This window comes from Prochlorococcus marinus str. MIT 9107, assembly GCF_000759855.1.
GTDB classification, from domain to species: domain Bacteria; phylum Cyanobacteriota; class Cyanobacteriia; order PCC-6307; family Cyanobiaceae; genus Prochlorococcus_A; species Prochlorococcus_A marinus_N.
In genome coordinates this window covers 1-17,821 of sequence record NZ_JNAI01000010.1, presented here as the reverse complement: position 1 = coordinate 17,821, position 17,821 = coordinate 1, and the positions used below count along the sequence as shown (strand labels likewise).

At 31.5% G+C, this 17,821-nt stretch carries 23 protein-coding genes; 11 read left to right on the top strand and 12 right to left on the bottom strand.

Annotated features, from left to right (window positions below):
• Nucleotide 1: 1 nt before the first annotated feature.
• Nucleotides 2-847: an MlaD family protein gene (locus tag EU92_RS01575; protein ID WP_032514525.1), complete on the bottom strand. Its 846-nt coding sequence runs from the start codon at nt 845-847 to the stop codon at nt 2-4.
• A 5-nt stretch (nt 848-852) separates the two neighbouring features.
• Entirely contained in the window at nt 853-1,638 is a 786-nt protein-coding gene (locus EU92_RS01580; RefSeq protein ID WP_080726906.1) for an ABC transporter ATP-binding protein, read from the bottom strand.
• A gap of 132 nt (nt 1,639-1,770) precedes the next feature.
• Here EU92_RS01580 and EU92_RS01585 point away from each other — a divergent pair, with 132 nt between their 5' ends.
• A complete protein-coding gene (locus EU92_RS01585) occupies nt 1,771-3,156 on the top strand; it encodes a gluconeogenesis factor YvcK family protein (protein ID WP_032523605.1) in 1,386 nt (461 codons plus the stop codon).
• Here EU92_RS01585 and EU92_RS01590 read toward each other — a convergent pair.
• The 3 genes from EU92_RS01590 to EU92_RS01600 are packed head-to-tail and all read right to left on the bottom strand — an operon-like array spanning nt 3,153 to nt 4,784.
• The gene (locus tag EU92_RS01590; protein ID WP_032514521.1) at nt 3,153-3,683 is read right to left on the bottom strand and encodes an NAD(P)H-quinone oxidoreductase subunit J; all 531 of its coding nucleotides are present in this window, start codon (nt 3,681-3,683) and stop codon (nt 3,153-3,155) included. The genes EU92_RS01585 and EU92_RS01590 overlap by 4 nt on opposite strands.
• Nucleotides 3,683-4,417 (bottom strand): NADH dehydrogenase subunit K, encoded by a 735-nt coding sequence (locus EU92_RS01595; RefSeq protein WP_032514520.1) that lies wholly within the window; start codon nt 4,415-4,417, stop codon nt 3,683-3,685. Before EU92_RS01595 ends, EU92_RS01590 begins: the two co-directional genes overlap by 1 nt.
• A gap of 4 nt (nt 4,418-4,421) precedes the next feature.
• Nucleotides 4,422-4,784: an NAD(P)H-quinone oxidoreductase subunit 3 gene (locus EU92_RS01600; RefSeq protein ID WP_032514519.1), complete on the bottom strand. Its 363-nt coding sequence runs from the start codon at nt 4,782-4,784 to the stop codon at nt 4,422-4,424.
• Between the two features lie 76 nt (nt 4,785-4,860).
• On the opposite strand from EU92_RS01600, the gene EU92_RS01605 reads away from it, so the two are divergent.
• The 6 genes from EU92_RS01605 (at nt 4,861) to EU92_RS01625 (ending at nt 7,190) form a co-directional block, all read left to right on the top strand.
• Entirely contained in the window at nt 4,861-5,289 is a 429-nt protein-coding gene (locus EU92_RS01605; protein WP_032514517.1) for a rubredoxin, read from the top strand.
• A 9-nt stretch (nt 5,290-5,298) separates the two neighbouring features.
• The gene (locus EU92_RS01610) at nt 5,299-6,315 is read left to right on the top strand and encodes a photosynthesis system II assembly factor Ycf48 (protein ID WP_032523342.1); all 1,017 of its coding nucleotides are present in this window, start codon (nt 5,299-5,301) and stop codon (nt 6,313-6,315) included.
• 136 nt (nt 6,316-6,451) lie between these two features.
• The gene (gene psbE / locus EU92_RS01615; protein WP_002806020.1) at nt 6,452-6,700 is read left to right on the top strand and encodes a cytochrome b559 subunit alpha; all 249 of its coding nucleotides are present in this window, start codon (nt 6,452-6,454) and stop codon (nt 6,698-6,700) included.
• A gap of 2 nt (nt 6,701-6,702) precedes the next feature.
• Nucleotides 6,703-6,849 (top strand): cytochrome b559 subunit beta, encoded by a 147-nt coding sequence (gene psbF, locus EU92_RS01620; RefSeq protein ID WP_011375863.1) that lies wholly within the window; start codon nt 6,703-6,705, stop codon nt 6,847-6,849.
• A gap of 11 nt (nt 6,850-6,860) precedes the next feature.
• Nucleotides 6,861-6,980, top strand: a complete 120-nt coding sequence (locus EU92_RS09605) for a photosystem II reaction center protein L (RefSeq protein ID WP_072013190.1) — start codon at nt 6,861-6,863, stop codon at nt 6,978-6,980.
• A 9-nt stretch (nt 6,981-6,989) separates the two neighbouring features.
• Nucleotides 6,990-7,190, top strand: a complete 201-nt coding sequence (locus tag EU92_RS01625) for a photosystem II reaction center protein J (RefSeq protein ID WP_012007096.1) — start codon at nt 6,990-6,992, stop codon at nt 7,188-7,190.
• A 35-nt stretch (nt 7,191-7,225) separates the two neighbouring features.
• On the opposite strand, the gene mtnP is transcribed toward EU92_RS01625, so the two are convergent.
• The gene (gene mtnP, locus EU92_RS01630) at nt 7,226-8,128 is read right to left on the bottom strand and encodes an S-methyl-5'-thioadenosine phosphorylase (protein WP_032523603.1); all 903 of its coding nucleotides are present in this window, start codon (nt 8,126-8,128) and stop codon (nt 7,226-7,228) included.
• A gap of 10 nt (nt 8,129-8,138) precedes the next feature.
• Here mtnP and selD point away from each other — a divergent pair, with 10 nt between their 5' ends.
• A complete protein-coding gene (gene selD, locus EU92_RS01635) occupies nt 8,139-10,310 on the top strand; it encodes a selenide, water dikinase SelD (RefSeq protein WP_032514513.1) in 2,172 nt (723 codons plus the stop codon).
• On the opposite strand, the gene EU92_RS01640 is transcribed toward selD, so the two are convergent.
• From EU92_RS01640 to EU92_RS01650, 3 genes are read right to left on the bottom strand one after another with little or no spacing between them, the layout of a single operon-like run.
• Entirely contained in the window at nt 10,311-11,558 is a 1,248-nt protein-coding gene (locus EU92_RS01640) for a CCA tRNA nucleotidyltransferase (RefSeq protein WP_032514510.1), read from the bottom strand. It lies immediately after the preceding gene.
• 5 nt (nt 11,559-11,563) lie between these two features.
• Entirely contained in the window at nt 11,564-13,972 is a 2,409-nt protein-coding gene (locus EU92_RS01645) for a UvrD-helicase domain-containing protein (protein WP_032514509.1), read from the bottom strand.
• 22 nt (nt 13,973-13,994) lie between these two features.
• A complete protein-coding gene (locus EU92_RS01650) occupies nt 13,995-14,225 on the bottom strand; it encodes a hypothetical protein (RefSeq protein WP_241432583.1) in 231 nt (76 codons plus the stop codon).
• 145 nt (nt 14,226-14,370) lie between these two features.
• On the opposite strand from EU92_RS01650, the gene EU92_RS01655 reads away from it, so the two are divergent.
• Nucleotides 14,371-14,883, top strand: coding sequence for an R-phycoerythrin subunit beta (locus EU92_RS01655; protein ID WP_032514508.1), 513 nt, complete (start codon nt 14,371-14,373; stop codon nt 14,881-14,883).
• Here EU92_RS01655 and EU92_RS01660 read toward each other — a convergent pair.
• From EU92_RS01660 to EU92_RS01670, 3 genes are all read right to left on the bottom strand, one after another.
• Nucleotides 14,867-15,418 carry a phycobiliprotein lyase gene (locus EU92_RS01660; RefSeq protein ID WP_032523340.1) on the bottom strand — a complete coding sequence of 184 codons (552 nt, stop codon included), beginning with the start codon at nt 15,416-15,418 and terminating at the stop codon, nt 14,867-14,869. The genes EU92_RS01655 and EU92_RS01660 overlap by 17 nt on opposite strands.
• Nucleotides 15,393-15,572, bottom strand: a complete 180-nt coding sequence (locus EU92_RS01665) for a hypothetical protein (protein ID WP_032514506.1) — start codon at nt 15,570-15,572, stop codon at nt 15,393-15,395. Before EU92_RS01665 ends, EU92_RS01660 begins: the two co-directional genes overlap by 26 nt.
• Before the next feature lie 117 nt (nt 15,573-15,689).
• Complete coding sequence (locus tag EU92_RS01670; protein WP_032514505.1) at nt 15,690-16,325, bottom strand: TVP38/TMEM64 family protein; 636 nt, start codon at nt 16,323-16,325, stop codon at nt 15,690-15,692.
• A gap of 149 nt (nt 16,326-16,474) precedes the next feature.
• On the opposite strand from EU92_RS01670, the gene EU92_RS01675 reads away from it, so the two are divergent.
• Nucleotides 16,475-16,894, top strand: a complete 420-nt coding sequence (locus EU92_RS01675; protein WP_032514504.1) for a hypothetical protein — start codon at nt 16,475-16,477, stop codon at nt 16,892-16,894.
• Between the two features lie 584 nt (nt 16,895-17,478).
• Nucleotides 17,479-17,742 (top strand): hypothetical protein, encoded by a 264-nt coding sequence (locus EU92_RS01680; RefSeq protein WP_032514503.1) that lies wholly within the window; start codon nt 17,479-17,481, stop codon nt 17,740-17,742.
• Nucleotides 17,743-17,821 lie beyond the last annotated feature (79 nt).

Sequence of the window (17,821 nt, the reverse complement as noted above, 5' to 3'; positions counted from 1 at the left end):
CTTATGGATAAATTTCGTTAAGGAATTTTGAAAGCCCAATAGCTAAATCTCTTATAGATTTAGTTAATTCTTTATCTTTCTTTAATTTCTCAAAATCATCACTCATATCATCTATTTTGCTGGAGATAGATCTTGCAGCATTAATGGTCAATTGAATGTCATTAAGGGTTTCTTTATCATCAATAGTAGATAAAATGTTATTCAGATGATTAGCAGCAATCCTAATTTCTTTTATTAAAGGTTCAACTCTTAGTATTTCTTGTTTCGATAAAAAAATTAATTCATCAAGATTTTCTTGTGTTCTATCAAATTGGTCAATAGATTTAACTATATTCTCAATTAAGTTTTCTTGATTTGATTCCTTTAAAAGTTGACTTATTCTATTTGTTATGTTTGAAAGACTTGATAGTTTTTTACCAGTGATAATATCTCCTTTACAAATGATTAATTTGGAATCGCATTTTTCGGATGTAGGTTTTGCTATATTTTCTGGAATTCCTTTTTCACTAGTTTCTAAAGCGACTTGCACATCTCCACCAAGGAAAGAATTTGTTACCACCCTTGCAAATGCTGGCCTGGTAAGAATAATTTCAGGATTATTTAAAATTATTTTGGCTTTAATTGATTGATTCGTAAACAAGATATCTTCTATTGATCCCACTAAAATGCCTCTATAGGTCACTGGAGATTTTTTTGATAAACCACTGGCGTTATTAAATTCAGCAAAGATGTGCCAATTTTTTGAAGATAATCTTACTCCTCTTAGCCAAAAGGAAAAAAATGTGAAGACTAAGATTCCCCCTAATAAAGAAAATCCAACTATTGAATCTCGTAAGCTTCTACGCATAATTTCTAAATTTCTTTGGGTTGCATTGGACCAGCAAGTTTACCGTGCCTAAATTGAAATACATAAGGATCATTACTCTTTTTAAATTCATCCATAGAACCTGCCCATCTAAATTTGCCTTCGTAAAGCATTAAAACTTTGTCTGAAGTCCTTTCTATAGTACTAAGAACATGGCTAACTACAATAGATGTCCCTTTGGTTTTTTCATTTGTCTTATTAATTAAATCTTCAATTCTTGATGACGCAATTGGATCGAGCCCAGCAGTTGGTTCATCAAAAAGTAATAAAGGGTTAGTTCTTGCATTAAGTGTTTGATCGGTAATTAAAGCTCTAGCAAAACTTACTCTTTTTTGCATGCCTCCGCTTAATTCATTAGGGAGTTTATTTTCAACATTAAATAATCCTACCTCAGCTAGACATTTACATACGATTTCATGGATTAACTTTTTAGATATTTTCTTATTTCTATTAAGGATGAAACCTACATTTTCTGCAATAGTTAGAGATCCTAATAATGCTGGGTTTTGAAAAACTAATCTTACATCAGGAGGATTAGTTTGATCTAGTCTCAAATATGTTTGTTTTTCCCCAAATATTCTTAATTCTCCTTTGGTAGGCAAAATGAGGCCTGCTAATATTTTCAAAATAGTAGATTTACCTGAGCCTGAAGGGCCAACAATAGCTAATCTCTCTCCGATATTAAGTTTAAAATTTAGTTGATTAAGCACATTGACTTCCCCCCAGCTTATGGAGAGGTTTTTTGTTTCAACTGCATGCTTTGATTTTTTCAAAACCTATATTAATGAAAAATATCTTTTAATACATTTTGCCTATTTTTAGAAATAAAAAAAGGATGTATGAATTTGATTTATACTAATCTTATGTAGTTTTTAATTTTAAAGAATATTTTTACAGGTTTTTTAATGAATAAGCGCAAAAAAAGAGTAAGAAGATTTTATAAAAATTTTAGAAAGTCTAATTTTTTATTATTAAATAAAATTTTAAGAATTTTGAGCTGGCTTTTGCCAGGACTGGTCATAAAAAGATGGATGATTACTTCTGCGATAGGATTTTTGACTAGTTTATTAGGCCTAGCCATTTGGACAAATTTTAGGCCACTTTATTGGCTTATAGAAATATTTTTTTTGTTAATAACAGGTTTAACTAGTATCTTGCCTGTTTCATTATTGGGACCATTAATTTTTGTTATTGGACTATTATTGATTGGGATTGGACAAAATAGGAGTATTAACTCGATTCAAAAAGCCCTGGTTCCAGAAAAAAATACATTTTTAGTTGATGCATTAAGAGTTAAGAGTAAATTAAACAGAGGTCCTAATATTGTTGCTATTGGAGGAGGGACAGGCTTATCTACTTTATTGAAAGGCTTAAAAAACCATAGCAGTAATATTACAGCAATTGTAACCGTATCTGATGATGGTGGAAGTAGTGGAATTCTTAGAAAAGAATTAGGTGTGCAACCTCCGGGAGATATTAGAAATTGTTTGGCTGCCCTATCTAACGAAGAACCAATCTTAACAAGATTATTTCAATATAGATTTTCAGGAGGAACTGGTCTAGACGGACATAGTTTTGGAAATCTATTTTTGTCAGCTTTAACAACAATTACAGGTAGTTTAGAAAAAGCAGTTCAAGCCTCTAGTAAGGTTTTGGCAGTACAAGGTCAAGTTTTGCCGGCAACAAATATTGATGTTATGTTATGGGCCGAATTAGAGGATGGTGAAAAAATTTATGGCGAAAGCAATATTAGCAAATCTAAAAAATTAATTTCAAGGATTGGTTACTTACCAGAAAATCCTTCTGCTCTTCCTAGTGCTCTCGAATCTATAAAAGAGGCTGATTTGATTGTTCTTGGGCCAGGCAGTCTATACACTTCTTTATTGCCTAATTTGTTGGTCCCAGAGATAGTAGATGCTTTATTGCAAAGTAATGCTCCTAAAATTTACATAAGCAATTTGATGACTCAGCCTGGAGAAACAGATGGACTTGACGTTTATAAACATATCAAATCAATTGAAAAACAATTATCGAATTTTGGAGTTAATACTCGAATTTTTAATGCAATCTTATCTCAGGGCCAATTTGAAAAGTCTCCATTAGTAGACTATTACGAAAGTAGAGGTGCAGAACCTGTTAGGTGTAATAAAGAAAAATTATTATCTGAGGGTTATTATGTTTTGCAGGCTCCATTATATTCAAAAAGAATAACTCCAACTCTTAGACATGATCCTAGAAGACTCGCAAGGGCAGTTATGTTTATTTACCGCAAATTAAGGAAATCAAACTAATAAGCATCTTGAAGTTCATAGAAGTCTGGCTGAATATAGTCTTTCCTCAATGGCCATCCTCTCCAGTCTTCAGGCATTAATAGTCTTTTGGGATTTGGATGATCAATAAAATTTATTCCATACATGTCATAGGTCTCTCTTTCTTGCCAATCACTTCCTTTAAAAATTTTATACAAACTAGGGATTGATAAATCAGAATCTCTTTCTAAGAAAACTTTTAATCTAACTTCTTTAATCTTTTCGATTTTTTGTAAGTCATCAACAGTTATAAAATGATAGAAACTAACTAGCTTTTTACCTGGCCCCTCATCATAACCACCTTGACATTGAAGATAGTTGAACCCGTAATTTCTTAAAGCCGATACTGCTTCATATAATTTGCTAGGTTCCACTGAAATATTCTCTATTCCAATGTGATCATCAGCTAATGATTCATTAGTTATTCCATCTTTAGACAAACTTTGACTTATAAATCCTTCTTTTTCTATTGAAGAATCTGAGGATTTAGCTAAACTATCTTTTTCCATTAATCCTCTTGAGTATTCATAATTTCATTTTTTTCACTGTTACTAGATAATTCATTTATTTTTTCTTTTTTAGAGGAAGAAATGGTATTCGTTGAAGTTTTGTTTAGATATTCACCAGTATTTTCAGAGAAAACAAGATTCATTTCGTGATCAGATGTTATGTATCTGTGAGTTTGTTCTGTTTTTGTCCGTTCTAAAATTGATTCATTACCTACTTTTTTTCTTAATTTTATTACTGCATCAAAAATTGCTTCTGGTCTTGGTGGACATCCAGGTAGGTATAAATCAACTGGTATCAATTTATCAACGCCTCTAACAGCAGTAGTAGAATCAGCGCTAAACATTCCACCAGTAATTGTACAAGCACCCATTGCAATTACATATTTCGGTTCGGGCATCTGCTCATAAAGTCTTACAAGGGCAGGAGCCATCTTCATTGTTACGGTCCCTGCAACTATTAATAAATCGGCTTGCCTTGGCGAACTTCTAGGAACTAATCCAAATCTATCAAAATCAAATCTAGATCCAATTAGGGCAGCAAATTCAATGAAACAACAAGCTGTTCCATATAGGAGAGGCCATAGACTACTTAATCTAGCCCAATTATGAAGATCATCTAAGCTGGTTAATATTATATTTTCGCTTAAATCTGTAGTAACTTGGGGAGCTCCAAGAGGATTACAAGTTCCTTCTCTAATTTCTCGTATTGCTTTTGGGGATAGTTGTGGGTTCAATTTTTTAACTCCATTCTAAAGCACCTTTTCTCCATGCGTAAGCAAGAGCGATAACGAGTATTGCAATGAAAATTAGCGCCTCAATAAATGCTAATAAGCCTAATCTATTAAAGGCAACAGCCCAAGGATAAAGGAATACTGTCTCAACATCAAATATAACGAAAACCAAGGCAAACATGTAATAACGAATATTAAATTGAATCCAAGCTCCTCCTATCGGCTCCATTCCTGATTCATATGTTAGTTTTCTTTCGCCAGTTCTGCCTTTAGGGGCAACTATTAAGTTAGTAACAAGAGCTAATATTGGAACAGCAGCAGCAATTAGTAGAAAGCCTAAGAAATATTCATAGCCAGTTAATACAAACATCTTAAAAATTAATTTTGAATAAAATTCGCTTAATTAAGCAAAATCTTTTAAAGTTCTTAAAGAACAATAATAAACTGTGAGTGAAAACATTCAACCAGCCTCTGAGGAAAACAAAAGAGTTGAAAATTTTGAGAAAGAAAATTTTCCCGAAAACTCCCCAGGAGTAAATGTTGAACAACCTTCCATTAATTTAGAACAAAATAGATTCGAATGTAGAAGTTGTGGATACATTTATGATCCCTCTGAAGGGAATAAAAAATTAAATATACCCCAAAATACACCCTTTTTAGAGTTGGATGGGAATACATTTGCTTGTCCAGTTTGTAGAGCTGGTAAGAATTTTTATGAAGATATAGGTCCAAAATCTAAACCTAGTGGTTTTGAAGAAAATTTAACTTACGGATTTGGTTTTAACAGTTTACCTTCTGGCCAAAAAAATATACTAATTTTTGGAGGTTTGGCATTTGCAGCTGCCTGCTTCCTTTCTTTGTACTCTTTGCATTAATATAAACAGATGAAAAAATTTATTACCAGTCTTCCTAATCTACTTTTACCATTACTTCTATGTTTTATCCTGAGCAGTTGTTCATCATCAGGAGTGAAAGTAAATGATAGCAGCCCATGGAAAACAATTCATTTTGAAGACCAGGCAAATGCTTTAGATGTTGATTTTATAGATGATAAAAATGGGTTTTTAGTAGGTTCTAACAGACTTATTATGGAATCTAATGATGGAGGAGAAACTTGGGAGAAAAGAAATTTAGATTTACCAAGTGAAGAGAACTTTCGTCTGCTAGACATTGACTTTAAAGGTGAAGAGGGATGGTTAATAGGCCAGCCCTCATTGGTTATGCATACACTTGATGCGGGAAAAAATTGGACTCGTTTATCTCTAGGTAACAAATTGCCAGGCCAGCCATTTCTAATAACGACTGTTGATAATGGCGTTGCAGAATTGGCTACCACAGCAGGTGCAATCTATGAAACATCAGATAGTGGTGAATCATGGAACGCAAAAGTTTTAGATGCATCTGGTTCTGGAGGTGTAAGAGATTTAAGAAGAACTAATAAAGGAGATTATGTGAGCGTAAGTAGTTTGGGTAATTTCTTTTCTACTTTGGAAAAGGATAGTGATACATGGATAGCTCATCAAAGAGCGAGTAGCAAAAGAGTTCAAAGTATTGGTTTCAATCCAGAAGGAAGTTTATGGATGCTTTCTAGAGGGGCAGAAATTAGATTTAATGAAGATACTGATGACCTTGAAAATTGGTCAAAGCCTATTATACCTATTCTTAATGGATACAATTATCTAGACATGGGATGGGATCCAAATGGCGATATATGGGCTGGGGGAGGTAATGGCACTTTAATAGTAAGTAAAGATCAAGGTAAAACTTGGAATAAAGATCCTATTGCTTCTGAATTGCCAACAAACTTCATTAAAATAGTTTTTCTTGATAAGGAGGCTTTAGATAATCAAAAAGGATTTGTTCTTGGCGAACGTGGTTATATCCTTAAATGGAATAGCTAATTTTAAATAACTTGAGTGAAAAGTAAAAAAAAACTTAATTTTTGACAGATTTAGCAACTGTCTGTAACCAAGCTGTTAATTTCTTCGCGAACTTATGATTTTACACTGTAAGATCGTAGGGTAAACATTTGTGATTATGGCCGCAGGTTCAACGGGTGAACGCCCATTCTTTGAAATAATCACCAGTATTAGATACTGGATTATTCATGCAGTAACATTACCAGCTATTTTTATAGCAGGCTTCTTATTCGTATATACAGGCTTAGCCTACGATGCTTTCGGAACTCCTCGTCCGGATAGTTATTTTCAATCATCTGAATCTAAAGCACCTGTAGTAACACAAAGATATGAAGCTAAATCTCAACTAGATTTAAGAACAAAATAACAATGACTAATTCTCAAGCTCCAATGCAGGCTGCAGAAGTCCGCGTTTATCCTATATTTACTGTTAGATGGTTAGCAGTTCACGCTCTAGCTATTCCTTCAGTATTCTTTTTGGGTTCAATTGCAGCAATGCAATTCGTCGCCAGATAAATTTAAACATTATGCAAGTAAACGAAAATCCTAACAAAGTTCCAGTTGAACTTAATCGTACAAGTCTTTATTTAGGCTTATTATTAGTATTTGTTTTGGGAATTTTATTTTCCAGTTATTTTTTCAACTAAATCCAAACTATGAGTAAAAAATTAAAAGGACCTGATGGAAGAATCCCAGATAGACTTCCCGATGGAAGACCAGCAGTAGCATGGGAAAGAAGATGGACAGAGGGAACTCTTCCTCTATGGCTCGTCGCTACAGCAGGTGGAATTGCAGTTATCTTCGTTTTAGGAATATTCTTCTATGGTTCCTACCAAGGTGTCGGAGCTGGAGGCTAACTAAAGTCTTAATTTAATCTGACAATCACTTATTCCTAATAAGTCCAATAAGAATCAGTAAATATCCTTAGCTTTTCTTTTGTTGAGCTTGGGATATTTTCTTTTTGAGTTATCAAGCCATCTTTTAATGAAAAATGAGACTTACTTTTTGGTCTCTCTTTTTCTATCAATTTAGCGATTTCAAAAATTATTTTATTAGCTACTTCAGTATTAGACCTAAGATTATCCAAAACCATTTCTAAAGAAACTTCTTGATGTGTTTGATGCCAGCAATCATAATCAGTAACCATAGATAATGAGGAGTAAGCTATTTCAGCTTCTTTAGCTAATCTTGCTTCTGTATGGTTCGTCATTCCTATTATTGAACATCCCCAACTTCTATATAAATTAGATTCTGCTCTAGTTGAGAAAGCAGGACCTTCCATTGCTAGATAGATACCTCCTCTATGCAATTGTCTACCGCCAGGAATATTTTTTTCTCCGATTTCAATTAATATACGGGATAAATTTGTGCAGAAGGGATCTCCCATCGTTACGTGTGCTACAGCTCCCTCGTTAAAGAATGTTGCTGGTCTATTTTTTGTCCGGTCTATAAATTGATCAGGCACCACTATATCAAGAGGCCTTATCTGTTCTTGTAATGAACCAACTGCTGATGGAGCAATAATCCATCTTACCCCGATTGATCTTAGAGCCCAAATATTAGCTTTGTAAGGGATTTCAGTAGGATTTAATCTATGTGTTCTTCCATGTCTAGGAATGAATGCTATCTCTAGATTCCCGAGATTATATACTCTTATTGAATCAGAAGGTTTACCATAGGGAGTATTGATTTCTATCTCTCTTAAGTACTCTATTTGATCCATTGAATAAAATCCACTCCCACCTATTACTCCTAATCTTGATTTTTCAATTGGTAATAAATGTTCTTTATTCATTGAGATGTAAATGACTTTTAATCATCTAGTACTAATTGGAGGAGGACACACAAATGTTCTTTTAATTAAGAAATGGTTAATGTGTGAGAAATTAATGCCAGAGATTCCTATTTCAATTATATCTAGAGATTCTCATTTGGTTTATTCGGCGATGTTCCCATCGGTGATTTCAAAATCAATTTCTTTAGAAGAGAGTTTAATTGATATAAAATCATTAGCAAAAAACGCAAAAGTATCTTTTATAGAAGAAGAAGTAAAGGATATTGATTTCAATTTAAAGAAAATTGTTTTAAGTAATAGACCCTCAGTTAATTATTCGAATTTAGTGCTTAATTATGGAAGTCAAACAATAATTCCAAAGGAATTTGAGTCACACGTTAAAAATCAAAATGCTTTTTCAATTAAACCTTTTTTGAGGGCTTATGAATTAATACAAAAAGAGGACATTTTTGATTCAGTTAATGAACTTCCATTTGTAATAGTTGGAAGTGGCCTTGCTGCAATTGAAGTATCATATGCTTTGAGAAAAAGATGGAGAACTAGATCTTTAAAATTATTATGTGATACAAGAAAAATTAATAATACAATCCTAAAAAGTTTACGGAATTCCAATATTGATTTAGTTGAAAACCTTAATTTTGCTTATGGCAAGATTCTTTTATGTACTGGGAATACATCTCCTTTATGGGCACAAAAAAAATTATTAGATTCAGATTCTCATGGCAGAATAATCACAAATCAGAATTTGCAGTTGAAAAGTTTCTCTGGAATCTTTGCTGCGGGTGATTGCGCATTTGTAGATTCGGCAAAAAGACCAGCATCAGGAGTTTTTGCTGTAAAAGTTGTAAATACATTAGTACAAAATCTAAAAAAGGATATAGAAGGGGGATCATTAAAAAAGTGGTTTCCTCAAAGGATCGGATTGCAAATAGTTAATATATTTCCAAGCCATCATCCAAAGGCTTTTGCTATTTATCGCAATTTTGTTTTTGGCCCTTCTTTTCTTTTTTGGATTTTAAAGCATAAAATTGATCTGAATTTTATTAATAAGTTCAGATCAAAAAGGCTAATCATGAAAAATTGTCGAAAAAATATTTCATTGAATGATTGCAGGGGATGTGCCGCTAAAATTCCTCAGATTGTTTTGAATAAATCATTAATAAATTCTAATTTAGATTCTTTTGCTTCATCCCCTGAAGATGCAGTTGAGATCTATCAAAATCGTCAAGATTTTATCTTGCAAAGTGTAGATGGATTTCCTGCTTTGGTAAGTGATCCTTGGCTTAATGCAAAAATTACTACTTTGCATGCTTGCTCAGATTTGTGGGCATGCGGAGCAAAACTTTCATCCGCGCAGGCTTTAATTTCATTACCAAAAGTTGAAAGGGAATTTCAGAGTTACCTCTTTTCTCAATCCCTTCAAGGGATAAAATCAACAGTTGAGGATCATGGAGGTGAATTAATTGGAGGCCATACTTTCGAGTCAAGAAGTTTAGTAAATAAACCTTATTCATTAGGAATAGATATTTCTTTAACTGTCCAAGGCATCTTAAAAAATGGAGCAAAACCATGGCTTAAATCTGGAATGAATGATGGAGACATTCTTATGATGTCTAGACCTCTCGGAGTTGGGATTTACTTTGCCGGTCAAATGCAAAATATTAATATGCTAGGTAGTTCTTCTGAAATAATTAATAATTTAGTAAAGAGTCAGCAATATTTGATTGATGAAATTTATCTTTTTCAAGACCAATTTAGAGAATCATTTGTTAATGCCGCTACTGATATTACTGGATATGGATTTATTGGACATCTTAAAGAGATGGTTGAATCATCTAATTTTTATAGGGAAAGAAATAATCTAGAGCCTGTAAAAGTTTTATTAGATTTATTTGCATTTAAAGCTTATCCCGGAGTATTTGATTTAATAAGAAAAGATATTAAAAGTACTTTCTTTGAATCTAATAAAGAAATTTTTGACAAAATTTATCAAGGAAATTCCCAAAAAAGAATAATTAATTTTTTAAACGCAGATTCATTAGATAAAGAAACTTTTAACGAAAAAATATCATTACTACTAGATCCTCAAACTTGTGGCCCCTTGTTGATTAGTTGCAATCGTAAATATGAAAATACTCTTAAAGATAAATGGTACAAGGTTGGAGAAGTTGTAAAAATGTAATCAATTTCTATTCAGTTTGTCAATTTCCAAATACCTTAATCTTTTGATTTCCTTACCCATTTCCTTCCCTGGATTCCATCCTTCTTTTTTTAATATTTCTCCATCTTTTTTAGATTTTATTGATTTGTAAATAAATAACCACTTAAACAAGTTACGCCAGTACGGACCTCCATCACTAATTAATAATTTGACTGTCTCTTCATTAAGGTTTCTGTCCTCAATAAATTTTGTCCAACTTGATGGAGAAAAATGCATGAATTTTTTTTGGTTGGTTTTTAATATCTTTTTTATATTTGAATAATCTTCTAATATTTTTATCTCACTATTATTTACCAAAAATCTTTGACATGCTGTTTCTAAATCTTCTGAATCTTTTAACAAGTAAAGCATATAATTTCCATTCAACTTCTTAATCCAATTTAGTCCTCTTAAAAACCTTTTATCGACTTTAATATTTTTATTTAGGATTGAGATAATTTCCCATTTATGAATTATCGAAATTACATTATTCAAATTATCGTGTTTGCATATTTCAGCTAGTTCCATCCTTATTCGTATGCCTAGTGCAGGAGGGTAAATCATTTTCTGATGAGTTTCTGAACTTTTCCATGGCCATTGTCTAACTGTTTCTTGAGCTTGTTTGAGGGAATTATTTGAAATATTGAAATCTAACCTTGAAGCATATTTTGCACATCTAATTAATCTACTTGGATCATCTGAAATACTATTACTGTGAAGTAAGTTCAATTTTTTACTTTTTATATCAGAAATTCCTCCATAAAGATCATAGATTTTCCTTGTCGAGACCTCGAAAGCTATTGAATTTATAGTGAAATCTCTCCTCTTGAGATCCTCCTCAATAGTACTTTTAGTTACTGTGGGATTTAACCCTGGAGCAGAATAAATTTCTTTTCTTGCAGAAGCGATATCAATTTTATAGTCATTAATATTTATTTCTACAGTGTTGTATAAATTAAATTCCTTAATTAAACATAAATCTACATTTACAATATTTTTTTTTATGAATTTTGCCAGAGCAATAGAGGAACCTTCAATAACAAGATCTAAATCTACTGGTTCAGAAAAGGATTTTTTGTGGAATTTACTTATTAATAAATCTCTTAAATAACCTCCAACAAAAGCCACCTTAATATTATTGTTAGATTCGATGTATTTAGTAATTAGGTTATATAGATTAAATGGAATTTTAATTAATTCCTCGTGTATATATTCAGAAATATCATTCATAAATTTTAACTTACATAACGAATTGGAGCTAATCTAGGATCTAGAATTTTACTTCCTTTATCACCAAATTTTACTGCTAAAGATATTTTTTCACCGCTCCCAAAAATATGTATGATTTCACCTTTCCCAAATTTTGAGTGAATTAGCTTATCTCCAACTATCCAGCTTTTTCCCTTACTGGGCCCTGAATATAATTTTCTTACAGCATTTATTGGTTTGTTAACATACTCATTTGGATTATTTCGATCAACTCTTGTTAACCGATCAAGATGCCAATCTCTTCTAATTGAAGCACCACCAGTTTGGGGTAATTCACCATCTATTAACTCTTCAGGTATTTCCGAGAGAAATATTGAAGGAATTGTTGCTTCACGCATTCCACCCCATAATCTTCTTTCTCTGGCATGACTTAAGAAAACTCTTTCTTTCGCTCTAGTGATACCTACGTAGCATAATCTTCTTTCCTCCTCTAGAAGTGAGGGAGTATCTATTGATCTATGGCTGGGAAAGAGACCTTGTTCTAGTCCAGTGATAAAAACATTTTGAAATTCTAAACCCTTACTATTGTGCAGAGTCATAAGAGTTACTGAGTTGGGATTATTCTTCTTCGTATCATTATCAGTTGTTAAGGCTGCTGTAGAAAGAAAACCCTCTACATCTCCACTTTCTGTTTCTTCTTCATATTGAGTAGCTGCATTAATTAATTCTTGTAAGTTATTTCTTCTATCTTCAGATTCTTCCGTCCCACTAGCTATCAAGTCACTTAAATAGCCACTTTTTTCTAAGATTAATTGTAGTAGTTGAGCTGGGCCTGAATTTTTTAGATAACAAAGTAGATCATTCATAACTTCAGTAAATTTATTAATTCCTTTTGATGATCTGCCTATTGTTTCTTCAAGACTTTGCTTATCATTAAGAACCTCCCATAATGGAACATTTAACCTGTTAGATAGTTCATTAAGTTTTTGAATAGTAGTCTTACCAATCCCTCTTCTAGGAACATTTATAATACGCAAAAGACTAACGTTATCTGAAGAATTAACCAGAACTTTCAAATATGCTATTGCATCTTTAATTTCCCTTCTATCGTAAAAACGTAATCCTCCGAAAATTGTATAGGGAATGCGCCACCTTACAAGAGATTCCTCTAATACTCTTGACTGAGCTCTTGTTCGATATAAGATTGCAAAATTTTTCCAAATTGGGTTTTGATTGTAATTATTGAGTGATTTTATTTTATTGGTAATTGCTTCTGCCTCAGAAATTTCATCATCACAGCTGAGTAACTTTAAAAGTTCTCCTTTTTCTTTAGTAGCCCTTAAAACTTTCTCAATTCTTTCAGAGTTGTTTTCAATTAGTGAGTTTGCAGCATCAAGGATATTAGATGATGACCTATAATTTTCTTCTAATTTAATTAAAGATGGTTTTATATTTTCATCAAATGCAGTTTTAAAATCTTTTTGAAAACCAATTAGAATTCTGAAGTCAGCTGATCTGAAACTATAAATACTTTGATCAGCATCTCCTACTACAAAAATTGAACGGTCTTCCCAATTAAAGAATTTTTTGGGTTCAGTATCCCCAGCAGTAATTAATTTTATAAGTTCATATTGTGTTCTATTTGTATCTTGATATTCGTCAACTAGTATGTGTTTAAATCTTTTGTGCCAGTAATCTCTCACTTCATCATTTTGCCTCAATAAGAAAACAGGTAAAAGTAGAAGATCATCAAAATCTAAAGAATTATTTTTTGAAAGTGAAATCCTATATCTCTTGTAGGCCTCTGCAACTGTTTTATCAAAATTATTATCTGCTTTTTCTAGAAGATCATTCGAAGTTAGGCATTGATTCTTAGCATTACTTATTAATCTTTTAATCTTTTTGGGATCATATTTTTTGGGATCAAGATTCATGTCTTGACTGATAATTTCTTTTACTAATGTTTGAGAATCTGTTTCATCGTAAATTGAAAATTGTCTTGTCCATTTTAATCCTTCTGGATCATGATATTTTTCAATATCGTATCTTAGAAGTCTTGAAAACAAAGAATGAAAGGTACCTATCCAAAGATTTTGAAGTCTCTCTTGATGAACGTTTGTTCTTAATTGATTTTGTTCAATTTCTTTAAGAGTTGACCATGGCTGACCAAATTGATTAAAAGCTAATTCTTGTGCGAGAAGAACTTCTAACCTTGCTTTCATTTCTTTAGCAGCTTTGTTTGTAAAGGTGACCGCAAGAATGTTATGGGGATCTATAGAGTTGTTTTCAATAAGATTTGCAATTCTGTGGGTAAGAGCTTTTGTCTTTCCGCTGCCTGCACCTGCAACAACTAAAAGTGGTCCATAAACATGTTCTACCGCTTGAAGTTGTTCATTGTTTAAAGACTTAAAAAGAAAATCGTTGGTTTGAGGCACTTTTGGGAGGGTTTTTCAGAAATTAGACTTTATTATTAGTTTCAGATTCTTCTTCTAGCTTTTCTAACGCTTTTTTTAAATTAATAAGTTCATTATTGTTATGAATTATTTCTTCAAATTTATTTTGAGGCATTTTTAATTTAATACTTCTGTCAAGAATTTCTTTTTCCAATCTCTTTTTATAAGAGGAAATAAGTTTCTTTGATAATTTTAAATCTTGCTGATCCAAAACTTTATTAAAAAGTAATCTCATATTAGCGGAAAAAATTTTTTTATTTGAATTATTTCAACTATCACTTTGGAATGAAGTTATTAATTAAGAAGCGTTGCTTTAATTTTGAAATTAGATTTTTTTTACCGGCTTTATACTATTCTAAGGTTCGAACTTTAATTTAAGAATGTCAGTTTTAAAGAATAATCAACTATTGTCCTCTTATAAGAAATTAAATGACTTAAGCAATATAAAAGAATTTATTAATAGTGCAAACTCGAGATTAGATGCAATAAACTCAATAACCAAAAATTCACATGCAATTGCAGCAGATGCTGTAACAGCAATGATTTGCGAAAATCAAGGTTCAGTTAATTCAACAATATCTTTAAATACTACTAACAAGATGTCCGTTTGTTTAAGAGATGGAGAAATAATCCTAAGGATTGTTGCTTATCTTTTAATTTCTAATGACGAATCAGTTTTAGAAAAAAGTTGTTTGAAGGACCTTAAAAATACTTATCTTGCTCTTGGGGTACCTTTAAGAAGCGCAAGAAGGGTTATTAAATTAATGCGAGATGCAACTATCTCTGATTTAAGATCAACAGTTAATAATATGGAAGGAAACAAAGGCTTTCTTTCTAATTTGATTTCTGAAACAGAGTTTCAATTTGAAAGGATAATTAATCTTTTAAACTAGCTAAATTCCTTATCTCTGAAGTATGGGACGTCTGTATTACTGATTTATTTTCATGATTTCTAATAGTAGAAAATCTGGATCTTATGTGAGTTGATAAGAAGGAAATCCTTTCTTCGGAAATTGTTGATTTGTAAATAGTTTTAATGTGTAAATTATTTTTTTCATCAATAAAATAATTTGAAGATGAAATAAAGGATTCAGTATAACCTTTATTTCGTAAGACAATTCCTGAAGTTTCATCATTGGGTAAAAATATTAAAATACTTTCATCTCCATCACTTATATCATCATCATCCCAATCACTAATAGTTTCCCATTTTATAGAAATTGCTATGTTCTCCAGGTTTAAACTGAATTTATAATTTTTAAAAATTTCAACTACTTTTTTATTTTTTGAGTTGATATGTTTTATATAGATCTTACTAGTTGAATTTTCAAATTCCTGAAAAGCTAAAGTGTGAGTACTTCTAATAGATTTCCACTCTCCTATACTTTTATCAATAAATTGATTAATTTTTGTTAGATTCTTCGTCAAGTTTATCTTCTACAGAATGATTTTCTGCCTTTTGTATCATTCTTACCAATGAATCTACCATTAATCTCTTTGCAGAAGTTACTTTTAATCCAGAAGGAGTGGTTGATATTTGTTCTCCAGGGCGATCATATGAAGTTGGTCTAAATGGAGTCATCTAATAACTTTAAAAAATAATCGATTTACATTCTTGCATGAATTCTTATTTATAAAGTTATTGTTTGCGAAAATGTCATATCTTTCTTCTTTGACTAAAGAATTATTAATTGTTTTGTTATTTAGGAATTTTATTTTTTGCTAATCCTGAAATAGTCGCTAAAGCAAACATTCCCAAAAGAGCTACCCCTAGAAATATACCTGCTCCCTGACTAACCCCAGCTCCGACAGCTACTAGTATAGAGTCACTGATTAGAAGACTTATTAATAATGCTGGAGTGAATATTTTCCAGCGAGTCCCTCCAATACCAATTGCGTAGCTTAGAAAATCAAAAAGGCCAGTCATTAGCAATCCTGTCATGAGAAAGAAATTTTCTTCTAGTTGGTTTTGATTAAAACTTTCAATCTTTTTCATTGCTTTTGGTCCTACTAAATTACGCACAGGAACTCGACCATAATTTCTTGCAATAAAGAAAGCAGCTTGGCAAAAAACGATATCAGAAAAGATTATTGTCATGTAACCTTTTTGAAATCCTAGTAATGAACCAGCTAGAAGTGAATAAGTTGAACTTGGAAGAGCTGGTAAAATAATACTTACTCCTCTAAGTATGAATATTCCAAAAGGAGCCCAAATTCCCATACTATCTATTTTGTTCCTAAGAGGTTCAATCCCATAATTTTGAATAAAGTAAATCAATACAACAAATATTGCTATAAAAAAAACTAATGAGAGAAATTTCTGTATTTTATTCATTATTTTTTCTAATAAATTTATTGGAAGTAAATTCTTAATTTAATATTTGATTGTATCTATAATAGAAATACTAATCAATAAAAATTTTTACAAATTTTTAATCTTATATTTACTCCTGTACAAAGGGTTATTGTATTTCATAATTAGCTATGGTTGATTCCAAGAATAAAGTTATTTCAATATTCTTTAGAAATAGTATTTACTTAATCCTTTCGATAATCGTTACCTTTTGTGTTTCAATAAAACAATCAGATGCTTTGCCTCATGAATGGATTGGAGTCCCTAAAAGTGAATATGGAGAACAGTTATGGGATAAGCAAAGTATAAAAAGGAATGAAGATGGGTCTGTGAGAGTATTGAGTAAATTTATTCCCAAAACAAGAAGCGAAATTACTAATAATATTCTTTATACAATGGATATAAATTGTTTTGAAAAATCATTTAGAGACGTTGATATCTCCATAGATGAAGTAAATAGTAATTTAAATAATCTCGCTGATTGGCAAGATCCAAATGGAGATGAACTGATTTTAGGTGTGATTGGTCAAGTCTGCAGAGTTCAAAACTAAGAATTTTGAATTATGAGAAATAAAATCAAAAAAAATATGACTTATTGTATTTCTTCAAAGAATCTGAAAAAGACTGTTAGGACTAAAATTAGGTATTAAAAAATAACTCTTCAAATGCTCATTTAATTCTTTATTAAATGTTCAATAATCCAGATTTGGAAAAGGTGCTAATAGGTTCTAATACTTGAAAATGTAGTTATAACTTAATTCTTACTTTATAAAAAACATTACTTCCATACCACTTTAAAAATTATAATCCCAGTCATAGAGTAGGATTAAAGGTGCCAGGACCCAGATTTGAATTGGAGACAATATTTAAAATAGTTAATTTTTAGTATCATATTGATACTATCAAGACCCTTTTGGGGGGTTAATTTTTAACTGACATTCCACTAACATTCCATATCCATTTAATAAGAATGGATGTGCAGGATAATTTCTATTCCAAAATGGAATGTTATTAATTCCATTAAATATTAGTTGGCTTAATAAAGTATTAAGTATTATTTCGAAAAGGCTTTAAAAAAAATATATGTTTTATTTTTAGACAACCAAAATTTTAGATAATATAAAGGGATTTTAATATGAAAGATTTCCTAATAAGAATTTTTAACTTTCTAAAAGATCTTTACAATAAACTTATTAAATTTTTAAAAAGTATTTCACCTGATGAGAAGCCAGTTGAGGATGTAAAGCCCGCTGAAGAAGAGAAGCCAGTTGAGGATGTAAAGCCAGCTGAAGAAGAGAAGCCAGTTGAGGATGTAAAGCCAGCTGAAGAAGAGAAGCCAGTTGAGGATGTAAAGCCAGCTGAAGAAGAGAAGCAAGCTGAAGATGAAAAACCAGTTTAAAAAAAAGATGGTGTACTGAATGTAATGCTTATGCAACTACAGCAAGCATTTTAAAAGGACTAAGAAATGGATGATATGA

What these genes read in the sequence shown, in the direction of transcription:
- EU92_RS01665 (WP_032514506.1), bottom strand. Translation starts at nt 15,572, where the DNA reads ATGACTCCATTTAGACCAACTTCATATGATCGCCCTGGAGAACAAATA.
- EU92_RS01650 (WP_241432583.1), bottom strand. Translation starts at nt 14,225, where the DNA reads ATGAGATTACTTTTTAATAAAGTTTTGGATCAGCAAGATTTAAAATTA.
- EU92_RS01590 (WP_032514521.1), bottom strand. Translation starts at nt 3,683, where the DNA reads ATGGAAAAAGATAGTTTAGCTAAATCCTCAGATTCTTCAATAGAAAAA.
- EU92_RS01575 (WP_032514525.1), bottom strand. Translation starts at nt 847, where the DNA reads ATGCGTAGAAGCTTACGAGATTCAATAGTTGGATTTTCTTTATTAGGG.
- EU92_RS01625 (WP_012007096.1), top strand. Translation starts at nt 6,990, where the DNA reads ATGAGTAAAAAATTAAAAGGACCTGATGGAAGAATCCCAGATAGACTT.
- EU92_RS01640 (WP_032514510.1), bottom strand. Translation starts at nt 11,558, where the DNA reads ATGAATGATATTTCTGAATATATACACGAGGAATTAATTAAAATTCCA.
- psbE (WP_002806020.1), top strand. Translation starts at nt 6,452, where the DNA reads ATGGCCGCAGGTTCAACGGGTGAACGCCCATTCTTTGAAATAATCACC.
- EU92_RS01675 (WP_032514504.1), top strand. Translation starts at nt 16,475, where the DNA reads ATGGTTGATTCCAAGAATAAAGTTATTTCAATATTCTTTAGAAATAGT.
- EU92_RS01600 (WP_032514519.1), bottom strand. Translation starts at nt 4,784, where the DNA reads ATGTTTGTATTAACTGGCTATGAATATTTCTTAGGCTTTCTACTAATT.
- EU92_RS09605 (WP_072013190.1), top strand. Translation starts at nt 6,861, where the DNA reads ATGCAAGTAAACGAAAATCCTAACAAAGTTCCAGTTGAACTTAATCGT.
- EU92_RS01680 (WP_032514503.1), top strand. Translation starts at nt 17,479, where the DNA reads ATGAAAGATTTCCTAATAAGAATTTTTAACTTTCTAAAAGATCTTTAC.
- psbF (WP_011375863.1), top strand. Translation starts at nt 6,703, where the DNA reads ATGACTAATTCTCAAGCTCCAATGCAGGCTGCAGAAGTCCGCGTTTAT.
- EU92_RS01585 (WP_032523605.1), top strand. Translation starts at nt 1,771, where the DNA reads ATGAATAAGCGCAAAAAAAGAGTAAGAAGATTTTATAAAAATTTTAGA.
- EU92_RS01610 (WP_032523342.1), top strand. Translation starts at nt 5,299, where the DNA reads ATGAAAAAATTTATTACCAGTCTTCCTAATCTACTTTTACCATTACTT.
- mtnP (WP_032523603.1), bottom strand. Translation starts at nt 8,128, where the DNA reads ATGAATAAAGAACATTTATTACCAATTGAAAAATCAAGATTAGGAGTA.
- EU92_RS01655 (WP_032514508.1), top strand. Translation starts at nt 14,371, where the DNA reads ATGTCAGTTTTAAAGAATAATCAACTATTGTCCTCTTATAAGAAATTA.
- selD (WP_032514513.1), top strand. Translation starts at nt 8,139, where the DNA reads ATGACTTTTAATCATCTAGTACTAATTGGAGGAGGACACACAAATGTT.
- EU92_RS01670 (WP_032514505.1), bottom strand. Translation starts at nt 16,325, where the DNA reads ATGAATAAAATACAGAAATTTCTCTCATTAGTTTTTTTTATAGCAATA.